The sequence below is a fragment of the Nitrospira sp. genome (assembly GCA_030692565.1).
Taxonomy (GTDB): domain Bacteria; phylum Nitrospirota; class Nitrospiria; order Nitrospirales; family Nitrospiraceae; genus Nitrospira_D.
Genome location: JAUYAO010000057.1, coordinates 1 through 21,620, shown reverse-complemented (window position 1 = coordinate 21,620; position 21,620 = coordinate 1). Strand labels below are relative to the sequence as shown.

The 21,620-nt window shown below is 59.0% G+C and carries 23 protein-coding genes; 7 read left to right on the top strand and 16 right to left on the bottom strand.

Annotation, left to right across the window (positions count from 1 at the left end):
- Positions 1 to 789 carry an isoprenyl transferase gene (locus Q8N04_15815; protein ID MDP3092141.1) on the bottom strand — a complete coding sequence of 263 codons (789 nt, stop codon included), beginning with the start codon at positions 787 to 789 and terminating at the stop codon, positions 1 to 3.
- 198 nt (positions 790 to 987) lie between these two features.
- Here Q8N04_15815 and tldD point away from each other — a divergent pair, with 198 nt between their 5' ends.
- Genes tldD through Q8N04_15795 form a run of 4 tightly spaced genes read left to right on the top strand, consistent with a single transcriptional unit; the run spans position 988 to position 4,884 of the window.
- Entirely contained in the window at positions 988 to 2,418 is a 1,431-nt protein-coding gene (tldD, locus tag Q8N04_15810) for a metalloprotease TldD (GenBank protein ID MDP3092140.1), read from the top strand.
- A 1-nt stretch (position 2,419) separates the two neighbouring features.
- Complete coding sequence (locus Q8N04_15805; protein ID MDP3092139.1) at positions 2,420 to 3,787, top strand: metallopeptidase TldD-related protein; 1,368 nt, start codon at positions 2,420 to 2,422, stop codon at positions 3,785 to 3,787.
- Between the two features lie 22 nt (positions 3,788 to 3,809).
- Complete coding sequence (locus tag Q8N04_15800; GenBank protein MDP3092138.1) at positions 3,810 to 4,367, top strand: YbhB/YbcL family Raf kinase inhibitor-like protein; 558 nt, start codon at positions 3,810 to 3,812, stop codon at positions 4,365 to 4,367.
- Between the two features lie 52 nt (positions 4,368 to 4,419).
- Positions 4,420 to 4,884, top strand: coding sequence for a hypothetical protein (locus tag Q8N04_15795; GenBank protein MDP3092137.1), 465 nt, complete (start codon positions 4,420 to 4,422; stop codon positions 4,882 to 4,884).
- Positions 4,885 to 4,928: 44 nt separating this feature from the next.
- Here the strand turns inward: Q8N04_15795 and Q8N04_15790 are convergent, their stop codons facing one another.
- The 8 genes from Q8N04_15790 to Q8N04_15755 form a co-directional block, all read right to left on the bottom strand.
- Positions 4,929 to 5,579 carry a uracil-DNA glycosylase gene (locus Q8N04_15790; protein MDP3092136.1) on the bottom strand — a complete coding sequence of 217 codons (651 nt, stop codon included), beginning with the start codon at positions 5,577 to 5,579 and terminating at the stop codon, positions 4,929 to 4,931.
- Positions 5,580 to 5,696: 117 nt separating this feature from the next.
- Complete coding sequence (locus Q8N04_15785) at positions 5,697 to 6,011, bottom strand: hypothetical protein (GenBank protein MDP3092135.1); 315 nt, start codon at positions 6,009 to 6,011, stop codon at positions 5,697 to 5,699.
- A gap of 13 nt (positions 6,012 to 6,024) precedes the next feature.
- Positions 6,025 to 7,347, bottom strand: a complete 1,323-nt coding sequence (locus Q8N04_15780) for an FAD-dependent oxidoreductase (GenBank protein MDP3092134.1) — start codon at positions 7,345 to 7,347, stop codon at positions 6,025 to 6,027.
- Positions 7,344 to 8,204, bottom strand: a complete 861-nt coding sequence (hpnD, locus tag Q8N04_15775; protein MDP3092133.1) for a presqualene diphosphate synthase HpnD — start codon at positions 8,202 to 8,204, stop codon at positions 7,344 to 7,346. The genes Q8N04_15780 and hpnD overlap by 4 nt, the downstream gene beginning before the upstream one ends.
- The gene (locus Q8N04_15770) at positions 8,201 to 9,136 is read right to left on the bottom strand and encodes a cobalamin-binding protein (protein MDP3092132.1); all 936 of its coding nucleotides are present in this window, start codon (positions 9,134 to 9,136) and stop codon (positions 8,201 to 8,203) included. The genes hpnD and Q8N04_15770 overlap by 4 nt, the downstream gene beginning before the upstream one ends.
- Positions 9,137 to 9,149: 13 nt before the next feature.
- Positions 9,150 to 9,848: an HAD family phosphatase gene (locus Q8N04_15765; GenBank protein MDP3092131.1), complete on the bottom strand. Its 699-nt coding sequence runs from the start codon at positions 9,846 to 9,848 to the stop codon at positions 9,150 to 9,152.
- A gap of 134 nt (positions 9,849 to 9,982) precedes the next feature.
- A complete protein-coding gene (locus tag Q8N04_15760; protein MDP3092130.1) occupies positions 9,983 to 10,753 on the bottom strand; it encodes a hypothetical protein in 771 nt (256 codons plus the stop codon).
- A gap of 131 nt (positions 10,754 to 10,884) precedes the next feature.
- The gene (locus Q8N04_15755) at positions 10,885 to 12,645 is read right to left on the bottom strand and encodes an adenosylcobalamin-dependent ribonucleoside-diphosphate reductase (protein ID MDP3092129.1); all 1,761 of its coding nucleotides are present in this window, start codon (positions 12,643 to 12,645) and stop codon (positions 10,885 to 10,887) included.
- Positions 12,646 to 12,761: 116 nt separating this feature from the next.
- Here Q8N04_15755 and Q8N04_15750 point away from each other — a divergent pair, with 116 nt between their 5' ends.
- The 3 genes from Q8N04_15750 to Q8N04_15740 all read left to right on the top strand — a co-directional run bounded on the left by Q8N04_15750 (position 12,762) and on the right by Q8N04_15740 (position 15,045).
- On the top strand, positions 12,762 to 13,175 hold the full coding sequence (locus Q8N04_15750; GenBank protein MDP3092128.1) for a secondary thiamine-phosphate synthase enzyme YjbQ: 414 nt from the start codon (positions 12,762 to 12,764) through the stop codon (positions 13,173 to 13,175).
- Positions 13,176 to 13,320: 145 nt separating this feature from the next.
- Complete coding sequence (locus tag Q8N04_15745) at positions 13,321 to 14,334, top strand: hypothetical protein (GenBank protein MDP3092127.1); 1,014 nt, start codon at positions 13,321 to 13,323, stop codon at positions 14,332 to 14,334.
- Positions 14,335 to 14,424: 90 nt separating this feature from the next.
- Positions 14,425 to 15,045 (top strand): cysteine rich repeat-containing protein, encoded by a 621-nt coding sequence (locus tag Q8N04_15740; GenBank protein MDP3092126.1) that lies wholly within the window; start codon positions 14,425 to 14,427, stop codon positions 15,043 to 15,045.
- Positions 15,046 to 15,131: 86 nt separating this feature from the next.
- Here the strand turns inward: Q8N04_15740 and Q8N04_15735 are convergent, their stop codons facing one another.
- The 7 genes from Q8N04_15735 to Q8N04_15705 form a co-directional block, all read right to left on the bottom strand.
- The gene (locus Q8N04_15735) at positions 15,132 to 15,947 is read right to left on the bottom strand and encodes a Stp1/IreP family PP2C-type Ser/Thr phosphatase (protein ID MDP3092125.1); all 816 of its coding nucleotides are present in this window, start codon (positions 15,945 to 15,947) and stop codon (positions 15,132 to 15,134) included.
- Between the two features lie 12 nt (positions 15,948 to 15,959).
- On the bottom strand, positions 15,960 to 17,360 hold the full coding sequence (locus tag Q8N04_15730; protein ID MDP3092124.1) for a serine/threonine-protein kinase: 1,401 nt from the start codon (positions 17,358 to 17,360) through the stop codon (positions 15,960 to 15,962).
- Positions 17,361 to 17,647: 287 nt separating this feature from the next.
- A complete protein-coding gene (locus Q8N04_15725; protein MDP3092123.1) occupies positions 17,648 to 18,496 on the bottom strand; it encodes a PHP domain-containing protein in 849 nt (282 codons plus the stop codon).
- Positions 18,493 to 19,434 carry a dihydroneopterin aldolase gene (gene folB / locus Q8N04_15720; protein MDP3092122.1) on the bottom strand — a complete coding sequence of 314 codons (942 nt, stop codon included), beginning with the start codon at positions 19,432 to 19,434 and terminating at the stop codon, positions 18,493 to 18,495. Before folB ends, Q8N04_15725 begins: the two co-directional genes overlap by 4 nt.
- Before the next feature lie 380 nt (positions 19,435 to 19,814).
- Entirely contained in the window at positions 19,815 to 20,231 is a 417-nt protein-coding gene (locus tag Q8N04_15715; GenBank protein MDP3092121.1) for a DUF5615 family PIN-like protein, read from the bottom strand.
- The gene (locus Q8N04_15710) at positions 20,195 to 20,416 is read right to left on the bottom strand and encodes a DUF433 domain-containing protein (GenBank protein MDP3092120.1); all 222 of its coding nucleotides are present in this window, start codon (positions 20,414 to 20,416) and stop codon (positions 20,195 to 20,197) included. The genes Q8N04_15715 and Q8N04_15710 overlap by 37 nt, the downstream gene beginning before the upstream one ends.
- Positions 20,417 to 20,960: 544 nt before the next feature.
- Positions 20,961 to 21,479 (bottom strand): hypothetical protein, encoded by a 519-nt coding sequence (locus tag Q8N04_15705; protein MDP3092119.1) that lies wholly within the window; start codon positions 21,477 to 21,479, stop codon positions 20,961 to 20,963.
- Between the last annotated feature and the right edge of the window lie 141 nt (positions 21,480 to 21,620).

Below are 21,620 nucleotides of genomic sequence, written 5' to 3'. Positions count from 1 at the left end.
TTAGGAGGACACGGTGCTCAAGACTCGGCCGAAACGGCGCTCGCGTCGTTGATATTCGATCAACGCAAGCAGAAACTCACGTCGCCGAAAATCAGGCCAGGGTGTTGAGGTGAAGTAGAGCTCGGTATAAGCCAGTTGCCAGAGGAGGAAGTTGCTGATGCGGGTCTCGCCGCTGGTGCGAATCAACAGGTCGGGGTCAGGAAGCGGGTGGGTGTAGAGATAGCGGGATAGCAGCGTTTCGTCAATCTGGTCAGGCCGAAGCGATCCAGCCTGTGCATCCTTCACGATGCTGCGAACGGCGTCGACGATCTCGGTTCGTCCACCGTAACTGAGCGCCACAGTCAGATGCAGCTTGCTCAGATGCGCGGTTTCCTGTTCGGTTGTCCGGACCCACCGCCGGGCGCTCTCTGGAAGCGCATCGAGTCGTCCGATTGCGCGGAAGCGAACGCCTTGCTCAATGAGGCTGGCTCGCTCGGTGGACAGGTAATGCTCTAGGAGGCCCATTAGAGCGGAAATCTCTTGTGTCGGTCGATTCCAATTCTCCTGTGAGAATGCGTAAATGGTCAGGTGTTGAATGCCCAGTTCGAGAGACAGCGTGATCATTTCGCGGACGGAATTGATCCCCTCCCGATGACCGGCAATGCGGGGCAGACTGCGAAACTCGGCCCAGCGTCCGTTGCCATCCATAATGACGGCGACGTGTTTGGGCAAGAGCTCCAGCTCTAATTTGCTCGTCAATTCCTGCTCGGAAAGGCTTTCGAGGTTGGATGAAGACGGTGTTTGTGACATGGGAAACGAATCGATGTCCTTTCTGTGAAGACTCAATGGCAGGTGTCCAAAGTTTACTGACGAGGGTAGGTAATGTCAAACGCTATTTAGTAAAAGCCCTTGGTCTGTCAATAGTTAAGATGCGTTGCATTGCGGCTGCGGAAATGAATGGGCTATACTCCGCGCTTGTTCCCATACAGAAACAAAGGGGCGTGATTGATGGCTGATTCCGGGCAGCTCGCAAAATTCGGCATGACGGACTTGGAAGTATTCCAGGCCCTTGACCGGCTCAATGTCCGGGACGTGGACTATGCCGATCTCTATTTCGAGTCGCGGGTGTCGGAATCCGTCTCCATGGAAGAGGGCATCGTCAAACGGGCGTCGAAAAGTATTTCCCAGGGCGTCGGGGTGCGGGCGACAGCCGGAGAAAAAACCGGATTTGCCTACTCAGACGAGTTGACGAAGAAAGATTTGGAAGTCGCTGCCGATACCGCTCGCTATATTGCAAATTCTCCCAAAGGTGATCGCAGCCTGCCTGTGCCGACGCAGCGGCGGCCGACGCGGGATCTCTATCCCGTCGAACGGGCGAAGGCCGAGGTGGCGACTGCGGATCGAGTGGCGCTGCTCAATGCGATCGACGCTGAGGCGCGGCGCTACGACCCGCGTATCAAAAATGTACTGGCCTCCTTTAATACGGAATATAAAGTGGTGGCCGTGGCGACATCGGATGGCACGTTGATCGGAGATGTGCAGCCGTTGTCCCGACTTCAAGTCACCTGTATTGCCGAAGAAAACGGCAATCGGCAGGTGGGATCCTTCGGCGGGGGCGGGCGGGTTGGATTTGAGTTCTATCAGGAAGAGGGTCGGTATTTGGGATATGCCCGGGAAGCGGCTCGCGAGGCGATTCTGAATCTTTCTGCGGTGGATGCGCCGGCAGGGGTCATGCCGGTGGTGCTTGGAGGAGGATGGCCGGGCATTTTGCTGCATGAGGCGATCGGCCATGGACTCGAATCAGACTTCAATCGGAAGAAGACCTCGGCTTTTTCCAACTTGATCGGCAAGCGTGTGGCCTCCGACGTCTGCACCATTGTGGATGATGGCACGCTCCCGTTTCGTCGCGGCTCGCTCAATATGGATGATGAAGGGACGCCGACCGGACGCACGGTGTTGATCGAGAAGGGGATTCTTCGCGGCTACATCACGGATAAACTGAACGCGCGGCTGATGGGCATTCCGTTGACCGGTAATGGACGGCGGGAAAGCTATCAAAGCATTGTGCTCCCCCGGATGACGAATACATTCATGCTGGCCGGCGAATCGGATCCTGACGATATTGTGAAATCGGTCAAGCGCGGGCTGTACGCCGTATCCTTTGGCGGCGGGCAGGTGGACATCACTAGCGGGAAGTTTGTGTTCTCGGCGAGCGAAGCCTATTTGATTGAGGACGGGAAAATTACCAAGCCGGTCAAAGGAGCGACGCTGATCGGCAACGGTCCGGAAATCCTGACGAAGGTCTCGATGGTCGGGCATGACTTGAAGTTGGATAATGGGATTGGGACTTGCGGGAAGGACGGCCAGTCTGTGCCGGTCGGAGTGGGATTGCCGACCTTGAAGATTGATGAAATCACCGTCGGCGGGACGCAGCGATAATATGAATAACTTACCGCAACAGCCCAACGGGTATGCGCAATTGGCCGCGGACGTGCTCGCCCGGGCCAAACAGTGCGGCGCGATGGAGGCCGACATCGTGGTTGCCGACGGAGAAACCTTTTCCGTCCAGGTGCGTGTCGGCGTGGTGGATCGCTTGAGCAAGGCTCGCGAGAAGCGGTTGGGATTGCGGGTGTTTGTCGGGAAGCGGTCCGCAACGACCTCGACCTCTGACTTTTCTGTCGACTCATTGCATCGCCTGGTCGATGAGACCTGCACGCTGGCAAAGGCGGTGGTGCCGGATGAGGTGTCGGGGTTGCCCGAGGCGTCGCAGATGGCGACCGACTGGCCGGATCTCGACCTCTATGACAGCACCAAGCTTGGGACCGATCGGCAGATCGATCTGGCGAAGCGGGCGGAGTCTGCGGCCCTGTCGGCGGACCCGCGCATGACGAATTCGGAGGGGGGCGAGTTTGACTCGTCGTCCGGCCGAGTCGTATTGGCCAACAGCCATGGATTTGTCGGTGAGTACCGCAGCTCGAGCTTTTCTATTTCGGTCTCTCCCATCGCCACGGATGCCGCAACCGGCGGGATGCAACGGGATGCATGGTATGAAGTGCAGCGCAAGTTCAGCCTGATGGCATCCCCCGAGTCGATCGGCCAGGAAGCCGCGCGACGGACGTTACGCCGCCTTGGCGGTCGCAAGGTGTCCACGAAGCGGGTGCCGGTGATTTTCGATCAGGATGCCGCCGGAAGTCTCCTCGGTAATCTTTGTAGTGCAATTTCAGGCTATTCGCTCTACAAACGAGCCTCATTCCTCCTCGATCAACTCGGCAATCGGATCGCGTCGGAGCATCTCACGATCTACGATGATGGCCGTATGGCAGGCGGGCTGGGCTCCCGTCCATTTGACGGCGAAGGGTTGGCCACACGCAAGAACACGATCGTCGAACGGGGGGTCCTGAAGAGTTATCTGCTTGATTCCTATTCCGGCAAAAAGTTGGGCCTGCCGTCGACCGGGAATGCCTCGCGGAGTGTGGGGGAGAGTCCATCGGTCGGACCGACGAATTTCTATCTGGTTCCCGGTACGAAGACACTGCAGGAGATGATCGGGTCGGTTAAGGAGGGGCTGTACGTGACTGAGCTGATCGGATTTGGGATCAACATGGTGACCGGGGACTATTCCCGCGGGGCCTGCGGATTTTGGATCGAGAACGGAGAGCTCGCGTATCCCGTCGAAGAGATTACGATCGCCGGCAATTTGAAACAGATGTTCACCGACATTGAAACGGTGGGAAGCGACCTGGTGTTTCGTAGCCGGATTGCAAGTCCGAGCCTGAAGTTGGGCGAGTTGATGGTGGCGGGGAATTAGGATGATGAAGAGGGAGCTGACCATGCAATTTCTGGTATGGGGCATGATGATTCTGGCCGCACTGGCATTTCCTAACGCGGGCGTGGCCGCAGAATTTTCGCTGACGAGTCCGACGATCAAGGATCACAGTACGATCGGCAATGACCATGTGTTCAACGGGTTTGGCTGCACGGGGCAGAATGTCTCCCCGCTTCTGCAGTGGGAGCATGCCCCGAAGGACACCAAGAGCTTTGCCTTGACGGTCTATGATCCTGACGCCCCGACCGGCAGCGGCTGGTGGCATTGGGTCATTTTCAACATCGCCCCCACCGTGGCTTCGCTGCCTGCTGGAGCCGGCAAGGCTGACAGTCCATCCGCCCCGCAGGGGAGCATTCAAAGCATGACGGATTTCGGCCAGCCCGGGTATGGCGGTCCCTGCCCGCCACAGGGCGATAAGCCGCATCGCTATATCTTCACGCTCTACGCGTTGAAAGTGGATCAGCTTCCGCTGAAGCAGGAGGCTTCGGGGGCGATGGTCGGCTATTATCTGAAGCAAAATGCTCTGGCAAAAGCCTCATTCACGGCCATGTACGGTCGGTAAGTCAGAAGACAGCGCAGACAAGATCACGACGGTTTGTGTGAAGGGACAACAGATGGCGCTTGATGCTGAATTGGGAAAGCAAATGTTGCAGCTGATCACGTCACGCTATGACGATCGGCATTGGCGGAAGAAGATCGAGAAGACCTTGAGCTTGCCTCAGTCCGGTGTCGCCGATCCGATCCAACAACAGCTGTTCATGTATTTAAAAATCGGACTCAAGGCGTACAAGTCGCGCCGTGCTGATCCGGATGCCTGGATCATCGGCGGATATGCGACGAAAGAAGTGATCGATCGCGCGAAGTTCCAGCCTCAGCTCGTCGGTCACGATGTGAAGAAAGAGGACGTCGCGTTCCTGGGCACCGATCCCGGCGACGAGGTGACCGAGGGCTGGTGGGATGAGATGCTGGTGCAATGGTTCGATGTGCCGGAAGAAGAGCAACCTGCCGAAGAAGAAGCAGATGAGGCGGAGCATGCCGAGTCTGCCGCCACGACAGAGGGGCAATCCTCTAAAGCGTAGTCGGTGTATCCGCCGTGCCAACCTGTGAGCTGATGGGGAACGCTCTAGAAGAGATCCATTTGTGTCGGGTGCGGCGGATCGATCTGTAGAGTCAGCGCTGTCGGTGACGCGGGCGATGTGGGCTCGGCCGGTTTCGTGTTCCGGTCGAGAAATTCCTTCAGCTTTTTGAAATCCGCTTTCAACGTGTCGAGCAGTCCACCCTGATGCAGTGCCGCCGCCGGGTGGAGCAACGGGAACAGCACAAAGTCTTTCATGTAGAAGGCCTGCGCCTTGACCTTCGTGATGCCGACTTTCCGCTCCAGCAGCGTTTGCGTCGCCCAGTTCCCCAACGTGCAGACCAATTTCGGACGAATCAGCTGAATTTGCTGCAGGAGGAACGGCTTGCAGATTTCCACTTCATCGAGTTCGGGATCACGGTTTTCAGGCGGCCGGCACTTGATGACATTGGCAATGTAAATATCATCGCGTGAGAGATTGGCCGACTGCAGGAGGTCGTTGAGAATTCTCCCCGCCGCGCCGACAAACGGCTCGCCCTTCAAATCCTCATTGGCCCCCGGGGCTTCCCCCACGAACATGATGCTGGCATGCGGGTTTCCCACGCCGAAGACGACCTGGCTGCGCCCCAGCTTGGCCAGTTTGCAGCGCTGGCAGTTGTGGAGAGACTTGGCGAGATCCTGGAGCGGGGTGGCGGTCATGATGGCCTCGGAACCAGTTGGAGGCGATATCTTAGGAAGGCCGCTGCGGGATGTCAATGCGCCAGGACGGGCGCAGAGCCTATGGAGCATGGCTCGAAATAAGTCGCAGGTCTCACGCTACTCCACTCGATAACCCTTGGCTGCCAGACAGGTATCGCGCATCGCGTTGATCGTCGAGAGACCGTGCAGCGCACGCGCATGGTCAGCGGGGCTCTGCGGGCCTGAGCCGAAGGGAAATGGAGAGCTCTGGCTGTAGAAATGTTGTTCGTTGGCCAGCCGGGCTTTGTATTCACACTCCATATAATCCCGATCCACGTCGGCTCGGTTATATCCGGAGGGATGGCCGCCACGATCATAGGGATGTGAGGCGCAGCCGGAGAGGCCGATCAGCGTGACTCCTAAGGCCAGCATGGCCGTGGTGTGAGCGAGCATGAATTTATACGTATCAGGTGAAGGAGATGGGGTCAAGACGGGAGCCGGTGATGGCGGCGACGCATCGACGTGCGCTGACGATGGCGCTCTCGCTCGAGGTGGGCCAGCCGGTATCGGTCCAGGAGCCGGCGACCAGCAGGTTCTGCACGGGGCTTTGCTGGATCGGACGGAGGATCGGTGATCCGGATGTGAGCGACAGCGCAGCCCGTGGGTGTCGATGGAGCGCGGTCGAGTGCAGCGGAACTGCCTGGAGGGCAGGAAATAGGCGCTGGAGTTCTTGTTTGGCCAGGCCGATGAGATCGGCCTCTGTCCGTTCAATAAACGGGACATCGCCGACCACCGACAATTCATAGAGGGCAGTTGAGGGATCCCCCGTGGAGACTGACACAGATTGGAATCCCTGTCCGGGCAAGAGCACGAGGCGCGGTCCGGCCGCCGGGGCTGACCCTGTCAGATGGACGGAGATGGCGGAGAGGTCCGTCAAGTCGCTCAGTTGCGAGAAATAGCCATACCGGGTGAGCAGCCGATCCGGGAGCAGCTTCAGGAGCGCGTGATGCGGTATGCCGGACAGGTACCAGGTCGCTAGGAGGCTGTGCCCATCGCCCAGGCGGACATGCTCGATACGATGCTGTCCAAATTGAATGTGGGGGAGGTCCGTTTGCGCCAGGACTTGTATGCCCAGTGTTGATAAGACGGTTTTTAATTGGCGATGCAGGCCTTGGCGTTGCGCGCTGCTGAGTTTGGTGCAGGAGGATGCGCGCGCGTCGGTGAGAAAGGGGGGCGTCAAGGCTCGTGCACAGGAGGCGGCCGAGAGATCGGTCAGTGCGTTGCCCGTGAGGAATCGAATGAGAGGCGACCAGATGTGGTCACGTGCGGATGGGCTCTGTCCGATCGATGCCAGCCAGGCGTCGGCGGTGCGCTGGTCCAGGGTGGTCGGGGCAGCGAGCTCCTGTTCCCAGATTCGTTCGAGGTAGGAGAGGAGCTGCCAGCGATCGCTCCAGGACAGGCCGCGAAACCGAACGAGTCCGGCGATCCAATGGAGTGATCCGGGAAGTGTCGTCGGCCTGTAGGAGGCGATGCGTCCGTCAGGCAAGAAAAATTCAAGCGGGGTGGCCGGGGTTCGTGCCGGGGGCTCCGATTCTGGGAGAGCCCTGAGCAAGGTTTGTAGTTCTCGATGGCAGCCAAGCATATGCTCAGACGCCGAGAGATCGTCGGCCCAACTGGGGTGTTCGATGAGCGTCAGGTGATAGCCCAGACGGGCCAGTTCGCAGGCCGCGACCAGGCTTGCGAGCGAGGTACCGAGGATGACAACAGATTCTGCGGATGGAGTGGTCACGAGAATCGGGAGCGAAGCCAGATTCCTGCGGCAATCGCCAGGCGATGACTGGTGGTCAGACGGATGCGCGGGCCGAATACCTGGTACTCGGAGTCTTCGATCTTCTTTAGAATTCTGGAGTAGATCCCGCGCATGATCTCCGCCACCGTCAGGGCGCGGCGCTCGTGGGGAGGGAGAGCCATCAGGGCCGCCCGGGCTTTGTCATAGTACTGCCTGGCCCGGGCGGCTTCATGCTGCATCAACTTCTGGAACTCCGGTGAGTAGGTTTGCTGCCGCAGCGCTTTTTCCGAATATTTGCAGGCTTTCAGGTCTTCAAGCGGGAGGTAGATGCGGTTGTGCGCCGCGTCGGTGCCCACGTCCCGCAGAATGTTGGTCAGCTGGAAGGCCATGCCGAGATCCACGGCGTAGTCCTGTGCCCGGGCCGAGGTCGCACCGAAGATGTGCAGGCAGATGAGGCCCACGACGGACGCGACGCGGTAGCAATAGGACGACAGCTCGTTGAAGGTGACGTAGCGGTTGTTGTGCAAATCCATCTCCACGCCCTTGATCAATTCCTCAAAATAGACCTTGGGGATCGAGAGTGCTTTCACGTGATGCGCCAAACTGATGGTGATCGGCCATGTCGGTGTGCCGTGATAGGCGGCGTCCAGCTCCGCGCGCCACTTGACGAGTTCTTCCTGCGGCTGACTGCCGGCGGGCGGTTCATCCACCGCACTATCGACCGCTTTGCAGAACGCATAGACCGTATACATCGCGCTGCGGCGTGCTTTGGGGAGAAAGAGAAATGAGTAGTAGAAATTGCTGCCGCTTGCTTTGGTGAGGGCGGTGCAATAGGCCTGGGCTTCATCGACGGTCATACGCGGGACTCCACGGTGAGCAAAGATGTCGTCAGGCGGACGGCCTGTAACGGGTTCAGATCATGGGATGGCATCGGGTGAAAGAGCGAGGCGAGCAGCTCGACGCCGTCAACGAGCCGCGGCCCGGGACGGCTGAAATAGGCATTGGCATCGAGGACATAGGTTTCGGGCCAGCGGGCAAGCTGCGCGGACCATGGCGTCCGACTGCTCTCAAGACGGCCGAGTTCATCCACGGTTCGTTGAACGGAGTATCCGCAGGGCATGATGAGCAGGATGTCCGGGTTGGCGTCCGTGACTTCCTTCCACGTGGTTTCACGGGACGGCTGATCTTTGCGACCCAAAATATCCGCTCCTCCTGCGAGCGCCACCATTTCAGGCACCCAGTGGCCGGCGATATAGAGCGGGTCGAGCCATTCCAGGCAGACCACGCGAGGGCGGATGGCCCGTTTGGTGGTGGACACGTGATCAAGTCTCGCACGTAGAGATTGGAGCAGTGCCTGCCCGCGGTCAGCCGCTCCTACCGCCTGTGCGATGCGGACAACGTCGAGCAGCATATCTTCCATTGACGTCGGATTCAGCGTCACGAGCCGTGGCTCGGAGGGGAGTGAGGTTATGGCCTGTGTCAATTGATCGGGTGTGACGGCACACACATGACACAGATCCTGAGTCAAGATCACGTCCGGTCGAGTCTCACGAAGACGTTGCTCGTTGAGACGATAGAGTCGTTGACCGGCACTCACAAGTTGTTTGACGGCTCGATCAATGGCGTCACTGGAGAGGCTGTGCTGATCGATCACCGACTCAACGACTGACGGGACGTGGCGGATGGATTCCGGATAGTCGCACTCGTGGCTCACGGCCACCAACTGGTCCGTGAGATCGAGCGCAGCAACGACTTCTGTGGCGCCGGGGACCAACGAGCAGATACGCATTACGGTCTGATCCTCATTGTGCGATTGGCCATAGGCGGGTTTGCAGGTCGTCCAGGCTGGTCTCGGCCAGGCTGTGGGTGATGGCATGGGCTTCATGCAGATCTTGCGTGGTGTGGGTATTGGCGACAGCGAGCACTTTCATCCCGGCGGATTTGGCCGATCGAATGCCGGGCAGCGAATCTTCGATGACCAGGCACGACGCCGCATCCAATCCGAGATTCGGGCGTACGTGAGTCAAGCCGGCCAATGCATATTGAAAGGGTTGGGGGTCCGGCTTGCCGTGGCTGACATCTTCCGCGCTGGTGATATGGAGGAACGCCTTCCTGAGGCCGGCTTGTTCGAGAATGAGTTCGATTTCCGGACGGAGGGCGCCGGAGGCGATCGCCAAGGGATACCGGGCGGCGGCCTGTTCGACGAACTCCCGCACACCGGGGAAAATGACGAGATGATCACGAACCGAAGCGAGATAGGCGATAGCTTTTTTCGTCATCAGGTCGTGGAGGATCGCGGGGGTGATCGGTCGTTCATTGGCCTGCAGGGCCGCAAGGAAGCAGCCGCGATCGTCGAAGCCCAAATAGTTGGCGTAGTAATCCGATTCGGTGAGGGTAATGTCGATGTCGGCCAGCGTGCGGCGGAGTCCGGCAAAGTGAAGCGGCTCTGTATTCGCGATGACACCGTCGAAATCGAACAGGATGGCGCGCAGCGTCTGCATGTCGAGTTTGAATCCCGGTTGAATGTGTCGGAGAAACAGCGGGGCGCATTATAGCACAGAGGGCGGCGATACAGGATTGTATCGCCGCCCTCTGATGAACCCGATGATGAACCCGAAGTATGCGAGTCAGAAGATTACGGTTTCAAGCGGAGGCGCTTCTCCGCGATCCATCCCTTGACGCCATCGTCGCTACGGACGGAATAGACCCATCCGTTCTGTTGGAGATCACCGTCAAGAATGGTGAGTCCGGTCCCGGGACGAACGGCCGGGCCCGGCTTCGTCCCGGCAGGATCTTGGGATAACGCGATCATCCCGCCGGCGAGGGCAGGGTCGACCGCCACCGTGACGCGTTGACCTTCTCCGAACATCGGAGACAGTGACGCGGGTGCGGGGGGAGTCGCCATTGCCGGGCTCGTCGGCATCACAGGCGGAGCCGGTGTTGCACTGGGTGCGACCGGTGCTCCGACGGGTGCAGGGGCCGAGGTCATTGGCGATGCCGGCGGCGGAGTCGCAGTCATCGGCGTGTTGGCCTGTGGAGCAGCCGGAATCGGCGCTGGCGCATCAGGCGATGCCGGCGCTGGTTGTGCGATCGGCGCCGGCCTCGTCGCCATCTGCGGCGGCTGCGGTGCCGGGGTCTCGCCCAGTAGTTGATTGACCCAGTCCATCACCATTTCCGGTTCCATCGCCACATAGGCGCCACCACCGATGAGGGCTACGAGCAGAACCCAGAGAACGGGACGTCCACCTGATTTCTTCGGTGATTTCATGGGAGAGGACGAACGGGTGTTCGTGGTTTGTTCCAATTCTTCTTCAGTGAATTCCAAATCCGGCTCCGGTTGGCGGGCAAAAAACAGATTGGAGAGCGCACTGCCTGCGAACGACGGACCCCCAGCGACTGCGAACATCGGGCACCTCCCTGTAGCGATCATCGGCAAACGATCATATTCTGTGAAAGTACTTATCACCAAGGTCCGATGGAGTCAATTTTGTGGGGAAATTCTACCAGGCGACGGAGCTTCTGGATCGAGTCGCGACGTCAGCAGGATTGTTGCTGTGAGCAGGACAGGACCTGATCGCGTCGACTCCCGGAACGAAATACGGTGAGCCCTTTGCAGCCGAGGCGATGGGCGAGCTGGAAAGCCCCGGCGACGTCTTGAGGCGTCGCCGAGGGGGGCAGGTTGATCGTTTTCGAGACGCCGCTGTCACTATGGCGTTGGAAGGCTGCTTGCATTCGTACGTGATGCGACGGCGACACGTCGTGGGCGGTGATGAAGAGCTGTCGCAGGGACGCCGGCAGCTGGGTGAGGTGTTGGATTGAGGCGCTCTGTTCCAACTCACGTTGGAGCGACGGGAGCGCCAGGCCGTGCGTTTCGGCGTGTCGTACGAATGCAGGATGAAGGCTGGCGAGTGCCATGCCGTCCATCACCGTGCGTACGAGGTGGATGCCATAGAGCGGCTCGATTCCGGCAGAGCAGTCCGCAATGATGCTGATCGTGCCGGTGGGAGCGATGGTTGTGACCGTGGCATTGCGCCAACGTTGTCGGTGTGTTTGCAGGCGGCTGCCGCGATAGGCGGGGAACACCCCGCGCTCGCGTGCCAGCTGAGTCGACGCTTCGTGAGCCTGGGTTTGGATGACACTCATCAGTTCTTCTGCGACCGTCAAGGCTTCGTCCGAGTTATACGGAATGCCGAGATGGATCAGCAGATCGGCAAAGCCCATGATGCCGAGGCCGATCTTTCTGGTGAGCGCGGTTTGGTCCTTGATGGCCTGCAAGGGGAAATGGGAGCGATCGAGCACGTTGTCAAGAAATCGCACCGTAGTTGGAATGGTGCGATGCAATCGATCGTAGTCGATCGCCGGTTTTCCTGAGCGGGTCACCACAAAGTTGGCGACGTTGATGGAGCCGAGCGTGCAGGACTCGTAAGGAAGGAGGGGCTGCTCTCCGCAGGGATTGGTGGCTTCGATTGCACCCAGGTGAGGGGTGGGATTCGCTCGATTGATCGTATCCAAGAATACGATGCCGGGCTCTCCGGATTGCCAGGCTGCCTGGACCAGTTGATCGAAAATGGCTTGCGCCGCCACGCGGCGAATGGTTTGGCCTGTGTGAGGATTGATGAGCGGAATCGCCTGCTGACGTGTCAGGGCTTGCATGAATCGATCGGTGATGCCGACAGACAGGTTGAAATTGGTCATCTCAGACTGGTTCTGCTTGAGGGCGATGAATTCAAGAATATCCGGGTGATCGACCCGTAGAATGCCCATATTTGCACCGCGCCGGGTGCCGCCCTGTTTAATGACGTCGGTCGAGAGGTTGAAAACCTGCATGAACGAGACCGGACCGGAGGCGACTCCGTTGGTTGTGGCGACGCGGTCAGCCCGCGGGCGAAGCCGGCTGAAGGAAAACCCCGTGCCCCCTCCCGATTGGTGAATCAAGGCCTGATACTTCACGGCATCGAAAATCGACGCGAGCGTATCCTCAACCGGAAGGACGAAGCAGGCCGACAGTTGCTGCAGCGGACGCCCCGCGTTCATCAGGGTCGGCGAATTCGGCAGGAAGTCGAGGCGAGCCATCAGGTCAAAGAACCGCCGCGCGAGATGCGGCTGTCTGGTCGGAGGCGGGTAGGTGCGTTCGGCTTGGGCGATATCGTGCGCGACGCGCCAAAAGAGCTGCGCCGGTGTTTCGGCCACGGTGCCCGTCAGGTTTCTTGCGAGGTACCGCTGTGCCAAGACGGTGGTGGCGTTGGCGGAGAGTGGCTGCGGTAATGCGCGTGGTGGCCTCTCGGTCATGATCTTCATTATAGTCCGTTTCGGGTGCGGGGCGAATCGAGTCGCTGATTCTCGCCTGCCACTTGAATCTCGGGCGGACCGTTCGGCAGAATGCCCGTCGAGACACGCACGAATAGGTTGGGCCGATGAAGTCGTATCGAGAGGAACTCTGGTTCGAGACCAAGACGCGCCGCGCCTATCTCAACATCACGCCTCAGGTCGAAGCCGTTCTCAACGCGAGCGGAGTGAAGGAAGGGCTGGTGCTGGTCAACGCGATGCACATCACCGCCAGCGTCTATATTAACGACGACGAACCGGGACTGCTCCGAGACTACGACGACGTGCTCGAACGACTGGCGCCGCACGACGCGGTGTACCGGCATAACGAGACCGGCGAAGACAACGGCGATGCCCATGTGAAGCGCCAGCTAATGGGGCGTGAAGTCGTGGTGGCGGTGACGGATGGGCGGCTTGATTTCGGCCCCTGGGAACAGATCTTCTACGGTGAATTTGACGGGCGGCGAAGAAAGCGTGTGCTGGTGAAAGTGATTGGTGAATGATGAGTGCTGTATCCCGCCGTTGGTGCCGGAAGTCCGGTCGCAGGAACTGTCTTCGCCCTTGCTCCTGCGTAGATTCTTTGGCAACATGGAGATCGTGCCATGTCGGTGAGCAAGAGTCCTTTTCCGGCAATTTGAGGAGCGTCTGATGTTGGCTTGGTCTCGTCCCGATCCGCTCACCCGCGACCTCATCCACTTGATCAATGCGCGTCGCCATGATCACGGCGACACCGACGCGGCGATCGATACGTTGCAAGCCTTTCTAGAGCAGGGGCGCGAGTCCGACCTGCTGACCGTTCTGGCTGCGCTCGATGAAGAAATGGCCGAATGGTTGTTCGATCTGCTGGCGGAAGCCAGTTGTACGTTGGCGCTGGATGAATCGACGGAAGAAAAACCGGTCTACGCCACGATGGCGGCCTTGGAGCTTCCCCTGCAAGCCAACCTCACGGCCCCGCTCAAGCTCAAAATTGATCCTATAGCCACCGCGGAGTTGCTCCACCGGCATCTGTGCTTGTCGGCCGGCACGGTGGTGCGGGTGGAATCGAGACTGCTGACCGACGCGACGCTGGAGCCGCTCAATCTCCAGATGCTGCACGACCATTTGACCTCGGTGGCAGACTCGGAGCGGACGCAAGCGATCGCCGCACGACTGTACCCGCCGGTGGAAAATACCGCGTTCTTGCTGTTTGAAATTATCGGCGCGTCCGATCCCGGGCTGCCTGATTCCTGGGAGGATCGGCATCGGCGGGCGATTCTTGAAGGTCTGGTCGAGCAGTGCCCTGAATTGGCGCTGGCGCCGGATACCATCGAGGTCCCGGTCTATGCGGCCTATGCGATGTTCGATGCGCAGAATGCGGTGCGTATCCATCATCTGGCCGATGAAACGGCGGCAGTGTGGCGGGATCTCGATCCCTTGGTCCGGTCGCGGACGGTCGTACACCTGCATACGCAATGCGGCAACGGCGTCTATATGCCCGTGTGGACCGATCTGTTCGATCCGGAACTGCCGGAGGAGCATGGACCGGTCTGGACGTCTCCGGATGTCTGGGTGTTCACTGCCGACTTGCCGATCGAATGGCCCGGCGAAATGCTGACCAATCGATTGCTGGCAGAGGGCTGTACGAGGTTCGAAAATCATATCGTCGAGACGTCGGAGAACTAGTCTCTCCCAGAGAGTTCTCTCTTGCGCACTGTTCAGAATCTCGCCTTTCGGTGCTTTTCTTCAGATGTTGTCCTATCCTAGGCCTACATCATGCCGAAGCCATCATCATCAAGCCGTCTGACGGCCATCCTTGTGACCATTGTCGGGTTGGGATTGGTGTGGGGACTGGTCTGGGCCAATATGCCCACCAAAGATCAGCTCCATGCATCCGGCGTTTCGTCTCGATCGATGAACGCCACTCCTCCGACGCCCGCGCTGGACCTGAGCATTCCAGGGGTGCCGGCGCCGGATGCACCGGGCTCGCATCGAGTCGTCGTCAATGGGGCGGAGATACCTCAACCCGAGCAGGGCCTGGGGGGGGCAGTCGTTGCATTAGATCCCCGCGCAAGGCAAATCGCGGAGATGAAATGTGAGGCCGAACTGCAGCAGGCCTGTCCCGATAGCCTGCAAGGCGAGGATCGCCGACGTTGCATGGAGCAGCGGGCCAAGCAGCTTCCGTCCCCTTGTCAGTCGATGATTCGCCAGCAGCTCGTGCGGTGGAAGGAACGGTCCGGCCATGCGGTGGCCTGTGCGGATGATGTCAAACGCTTCTGTCGCGAGGTGCCGTCAGGAGAGGGGCAGATGTTGCAGTGCTTGCAGGATCACGCTCAGGACGTGTCGGACGGATGTTACGCAACGTTACCTAAAGGCGCACTCACCCTCAGGAACTAGCCAGTCTCGATCACTCGACGATATCTATTCCAGATCCCAGACTACTCGAACCGGGGTCACGCGACATCTCGGCTGGTGAGGTGTCGCTACATGGCCAGTCGTTGACGGAGCCGATTCCACATCGGCTGCTCCATGGCCTCATGGACCGCCACGGTGATGACCGTCGTATTATCGTCTCCGCCGGCATCATTGGCGAGGGCGACCAGTTGCCGGGCTGCGTCGTTCAGGTCATCGGTTTGCGTGAGGACATTGAGGAGCCTCGTTGTCCCGACGTATTTTGTCAGCCCATCCGAACAGAGCAAGAGACGGTCACCTACCTGCAGCTCCGCCTCGCCGATGGTAATGTCGACATCCGGTGCCACTCCCACGGCGCGGGTGACGATGTTGCGCTGTGGCGATCGCTCGGCTTCGGCTTCAGTCATCAGGCCGGAGCGCACCTGTTCGGCCACCCATGAGTGATCGGCTGTCAGGGGTTGGATGGCGTGGGCGCGGACCAGGTAGAGGCGACTGTCACCGACATGGGCGAACGACATCAGCCGGTCTGCAAGCAGCACCGCGACGACGGTCGTTCCCATCCCGGCCCAGTCCGGATTTCTGCGCCCCTCACGATGAATGACGCGATTGGCATCGCGAGTCGCGCTGAGGAGGCGATTCCCCGAGAGCGACATGGTGGGGTCGGATTGGCCGATCAACGGGAACGCAGGGTTCTGTGACGCTTCATTGATATGGCGATGGATAGTTTCGACCGCGAGGCCGCTGGCAATCTCGCCGGCCTTGCTGCCGCCCATGCCGTCGCAGACGATGAAGAGCCCTAAGGTGGTGTCGGTGCAGTAACGATCTTCATTATGCGATCGTCTGCGACCGATATCGGAGAGGGCGCTATGGGTGACGGCCAGCGGCATGGGCTCCTCAAGTTAGACGGTCTGGCCTTGCAGGCAAGCGCGCAGTTCCTGGGCAAACTCGGCCGCCCGTCGGAATCGCATAGCCGGATCCTTTTCGAGTGCTTGGTTGAGCACGTGTTGGAGAGCCGGAGGAATGTCCGGACGGATGACCTTGATAGAGGGGTGGGGATTATGGGCAATCGCAAAGAGCAAGGCGGATAAGTTATCCGCAGTGAATGGGGGACGGCCGCTCAGCATTTCATAGAGGACGACTCCCAGCGAGAAGATGTCGGATCGCCCGTCGACTTTTTTCCCGGCAATTTGTTCCGGCGACATGTAGGTAGGGGTGCCGAGCACAATGTTGGTTTGCGTCTTCGACGACGAGGCCATCTTTGCGATGCCAAAATCCATGACTTTCACCGTCGCGCCTTTGGTGATCATGATATTGGCCGGCTTGATGTCGCGGTGCACGACGCCTTGCTGGTGGGCGTAGTCCAGGGCGTCGGCGACGGTGGCAATGATCGGAATCAGTTTGTCGAGGGGCAGCAGGTTGGGTTTGCGCGACCAGTGTTTGAGCGTCGTGCCCTCCAAGACCTCCATGGCGATGTAGCCGAGATCCTGTTCTTCGCCCGCATCGTAAATCGTGACGATATTGGGGTGTGTGAGCCGGCCGGTCGATTCCGCTTCACGGAAAAACCGGGTCTTCACTTCCTGGAGCTTCTCCGCATCGTCGATCTCGTCCAACCGCATGGTCTTGATGGCCACGAATCGTTGAATCGTGGGATCTTTGCCCAGATACACGACCCCCATGGCTCCGCGTCCGAGTTCCTTCAGGACTTTGTACCGTCCAAGCATTGCGGGGGGAGATCCATTGTTGGGCGAATCTGCGGATACTGAGTCAGAAGATTCGGAAGGACCGGAGCGTTCCTGCACGTCATGACTCTCGTCGACGGTCTGAGGCGTCTTCTTCCGACTGCGTGTCGGCGCAGGGGCGGTGAAGTAGTGATGGAGGGCGTCGATGTTGAGTAGCCACGCCACAGTCAGCCAGAGTCCGGCAACGACCAGAGTGGCGGCATAGCCGAGGCTGTATCGCTGGATGCCGAAGTCTTCAATCAGCGATTGTCCGACCACTTGCATGGTCTTGTCCCCGACAATGAGGACCACGATCGTGGTCAGAGGAAGGACGATGCGACTGACAAAGGTGAATCCTCGCCCGTTGTCCGGCATATTGCGGAAGGCATGAAAGGCCAGGAGCCAGAGTGTGAGGAGGCCGGTGCCCTCAGCGATGAGACGAATTGTTTGCGGACCCGTCAAACCGAGGAGGGTCAGCGGAAAGTGTTCGGCAAACGGCAGCTTGCTCAGGAGCGGTCCTGCAAACAGGGCCACGAATGAGACGATCGCGAACTGAATGAGCCAGCCAGATGCGTGTGTCATGGATAGGTTCAGTGAGAAGCTGCCCAAAGTCTAGCGGATAGGCCGGGAGAGTCAACGAATAGCGGGAATCGCACAGGAAGAGCGGGTTAGCAGGTTGCAGAGAAACTCGGTGAATAAGTAAACGTGGCAATGATGCTTCTTCGGTATCGCGGCTTCAACAACCACAGGATGCTCAAAAGGGCCGTCCAGCAAGGCCGCAGTGAGCGAAGAGGCGAGGCGTACCAGGTTGGTACGTTGAGCTTCTTCGTGAAGCGAGAACGCCGCTGGCGGACTTTTTCAGCACCCTGTTAGAGCTGGGCGACGGCGTCCTTGAGTTTCGGGAGCAGATGATCCGGAACATGCAGCGAGCCCTTCCCGGTTCCGACCTCGATATCGGGTTTGGTCATCCCGTGAAAGTCGCTGCCGCCTGTGACCAACAAGCCCAGTTGTTTGGCGAGACTCAAATACGTGCGGGTCTGTCGAGGTGTGTGAGTGCTGTAGTGGACTTCGACTCCGTCCAGCCCATGCTCTTTCAGCTGACGGGCTAAGTCGGTCAGCGTACCTTCGGTCGTCTTGACCCAGGTGGGGTGTGCGAGGACCGCCAGCCCGCCTGCATCCTTGATCCAGCGGATCGCATCGGCAGGGGCGGGGAGATCGCGCGGCACATAGGCGGCCTTACCTTCAGCCAGGAACCGGTCAAACGCTTCTTTGGCGGTCGTCACGACCTTCTTGTCCATGAGGACGCGGGCGATATGCGGACGGCCCACCGAATCACTCCCGGCGACGGCCCGCACTTCATCGTAGGTGATGTCGATACCCGTGGCTTGCAGCAGTTCGATGATCTTGGGATTGCGGCGGTGACGGCTCTCTCGAAGGGTCAGCAGGCGCTCGTTGAGTTGGGCATCTTCCCATCTGAGGAAATAGCCCAGCACATGCAGTTCCGATGCACCGTGGCGCGAGCTGATTTCAATTCCGGGGATGATCTCAATGCCGAGTGCCTGTCCTGCCGCCATGGCCTCAGGAATGCCGGTGGTGATGTCGTGGTCGGTAATGGCCAGGGCGGAGACGCCTGCCTCATGGGCAAGCCGGACGACTTCAGCGGGTGTCTGGCTGCCGTCTGAATGAGTGGTGTGCAGATGGAGATCGATGCGGCTCATGTCGAGTGAGCCGATCGCAGCGGCTTCTGGGCCACCATCTGAGCGGTATAGGTCGAGCGAGGGCCTTCGACACCGTCGTGCGGCCCTTCGTCGTAATGCAGGGTTTGAAGCGTCGACGTCATGCGCAACAGTTCATTGTGGGACAGGCAGAACTCCCACCGGCGCGGATGTTTGTGATGCGTATAGTTATCGATCGTAAAGGTCTCATAGATCAACACGCCGCCGGGTTTGAGCGTATCGATGAGAAACGGAAAGAGCGATCGATGGAGATAGAAAAAGACGATGACCACATCATACGTCTCATGGCCGAATCCAGGGTCGAACGGCGCCGGTTGCTCCAAGTCGATCGTCCTGGTCTTGATCGGGGGGAGTGCTTTTACCGCAGCGGATGCAGCAAGCTGGGTAAGGGTGGCTTCGTCGCGGTCGATCGCATCGACGTGATACCCGCGAGCAGCGAGAAAGAGCGAGTGTCGCCCTCCGCCTGCTGCCACATCCAGGACTCGGCCTTTGGGAAGACGGTGCAGCTGTTCGACCAGAAACGGGGCTGGCTTCGGTTCAAGGCAACTCAGTTGTTGCGCGAGCCTGGTGCGTTCGACCCTGATGCCGACGGAGCGGGTCACCTGGCTGATGGGAGCATGGAGTTTTCGGATCCAGAGATTTGCTTTCGTAATGGGAAAGTCTGCAAACAGCATAGCGAGAAATCGCTCCGCCATGGTTTCCAGTAAGCAGGCCTCCTGCGTTGTGCCGATCTCCACGAGGCGTTGCGCAATCTTTGCATAGTCAATGGTGTCGACGAGATTGTCTGAGTGGCCGGCCGGATCGAGGGGCGCATCCAATTCCACATCCACGGCCAGCGGCTGAGGCTTCGCCCGTTCTTCTGCTGTGACGCCGCAGCGGCCACGGAATTCCAACCGCTCAAGGATGATGTGTGCTGACATGCGGGCATTGTCGAGGATCGGATTTCAAAGAGTCAAGGAGGGCGGGTATGCGTCGGCTGCCTTTCTTGCTCGCTGCCCGCGCACCGGGGAGCAACCTGTATGTGAAATTATTGGCGGTGCTCGGTCAATGCGCGCAGGGAAAGGCAGCCGACGCATACCCTTGAGAGAGGAGGGGGAGATGATTGCGTCTGCGTGGCCCAGGTGGCTTTCTTGCTCGCTGAGCCCCCACGATAAAACGGCGGTCGCTCAATGCGCGCAGTGAAAGCCAGCCTGGGCACACCCTTGGGGGAGGGTAGCATCGGAGAATGATTGGGAGGGGAGTTGTCGGCGCAGTCTTCTTGCTCGCTGCCCGCGCATCAGTTGCGTGCTGATTCTTTGCGTCAGATGGAATTGTCTTGGACGGCCAGTGGGAGGCGCCGGAGACGAACGCGGGAGTCTTCGATTGTGACGAGTGCGCCCTGCAGCAGATCGTGCTCCAGCACCGGGAGGGTCCGTTGGAGGATGGAGTTGACGAACTCGACTCGTGCGGAGCTCAGACGAAGGGTGACGAGTGACGGATATTGGCGTCGCGACAGGGCGATGATCGCCGTCATGTCGAGGTCCTGGGTCAGGATGATTCGTTGATCCTGCGCGGCCCGTTCGACAATAGATTCATCGGAGGCGGTTGCGGGGAGAAGATCGGTCACGCGAAGGGCATCATGACCGAGGGAGCGAAGGAATTGAACGGTACGAGGGGCGATGTGGAGATCGGCCAGCAGCCTCATGAGGCCGCGGATGTCTGTTCTCCAGCCAGCCATGCGCCATATTTCGCTGCCTGATAGACATCCTCAAGGACCAATTCAGGATATTCCGTCACGATCTCAGCTGCGGTATAGCCCTCTCCCAACAACCGTAGAACAAAGTCTACCGTCATGCGGAGACCGCGGATCGTTGCCTTGCCCCCACAGACCTGCGGATCGATATGGATTCGGTCTAGCACCATGCGAAGAAGCCTACCCGATTCGTGGAACCGCTGCAAGTAAAGAGGCTTGTGGGTGCGCCCCGGTCGGTTTTCTTGCTCGCTGAGCCCCCGCGATGAACCGGCGGTCGCTCAATGCGCGCAGGGAAAACCAACCGGGGCACACCCTTGGGGGAGGAGAGGGATGTCGGAAAATGCGTAGGATTAGGGAGCGGTCGACGCCGTCTTCTTGCTCGCTGCCCGCGCACAGGGGATCTATTGGTATGTGAAATTAGTGGCTGTGCTCGGTCAATGCGCGCAGGGAAGATGGAGCAGACTGCACCCAAGGGAGTAGGGGATTGGAAAAGATTTAGAAGCCTATGGACCGATTTAGTCTTGTGAGGCATTACCCGCAGATTACAGGCTCGATCCAAGCCAGCCGAATCTGACCAGACCCACGAAGAGCTAACGCCACGAAAAGCTCACGATTCGGTAGACCCATTCTCCTGATGGCAGGGGATGGGCTTGCCTGTTCCGGTAGCAGAGTGTAGCAGGTTCGGATGATAAAACGGACTGAGGAGTGCAGCGCCTAACTTATCTTCCACCAGTTAACGAATGCGTGAAACGCGAAGGCTCCAGTCATGCGGGCTAGTTTCCGTTCATCTTCAGATTCAGGAGCATGTTTTATGAGATTCCATGTCATCCACATTCCAAGGGAGTCCGAAATAAGGAGGCTTGGGTCAGACTTATAAGAATCCAGTGTGGAGAGTTGTTCATAGGTCTTTTTGAAAAATGCCTGACAATCTTGGAGACCTCCGAGTCCGTCAGGCTTCCAAGCAGCTAGCTTTTGCGTGACGACATCATGAATCTCTTCCTTCGTAGAGGCTTCAATCCTGTTAGCATTAGAGTTAAGGCGATTAACAGCAACAAAGACTCCCGCGATGGTGAAGACCCAATCCCATTGTTCCGTGTCGATGTTGTTGACGATCGGGAGCTTGGCGCTCAAATCTGTGTAGGAGCCAATTCCGAGTATGTTTGCTGCATTGATTAAATTTTCAGCCCTTTCAAGGAGCGGATCAGGCTTTTTGCGGAACCATGAAAAATTCATCGGCTAGGAGCCTGTCCGAGTAATGGCTGACCATGCGTGACAAGACGTAGATTCACGGCAGGACCAGCAGCGATTCGGTCCGCCGCCGAAGGGTGTGGCCGATACGTGTGCCAATGAGTGGAATTGTGATCGGTTTGGGGG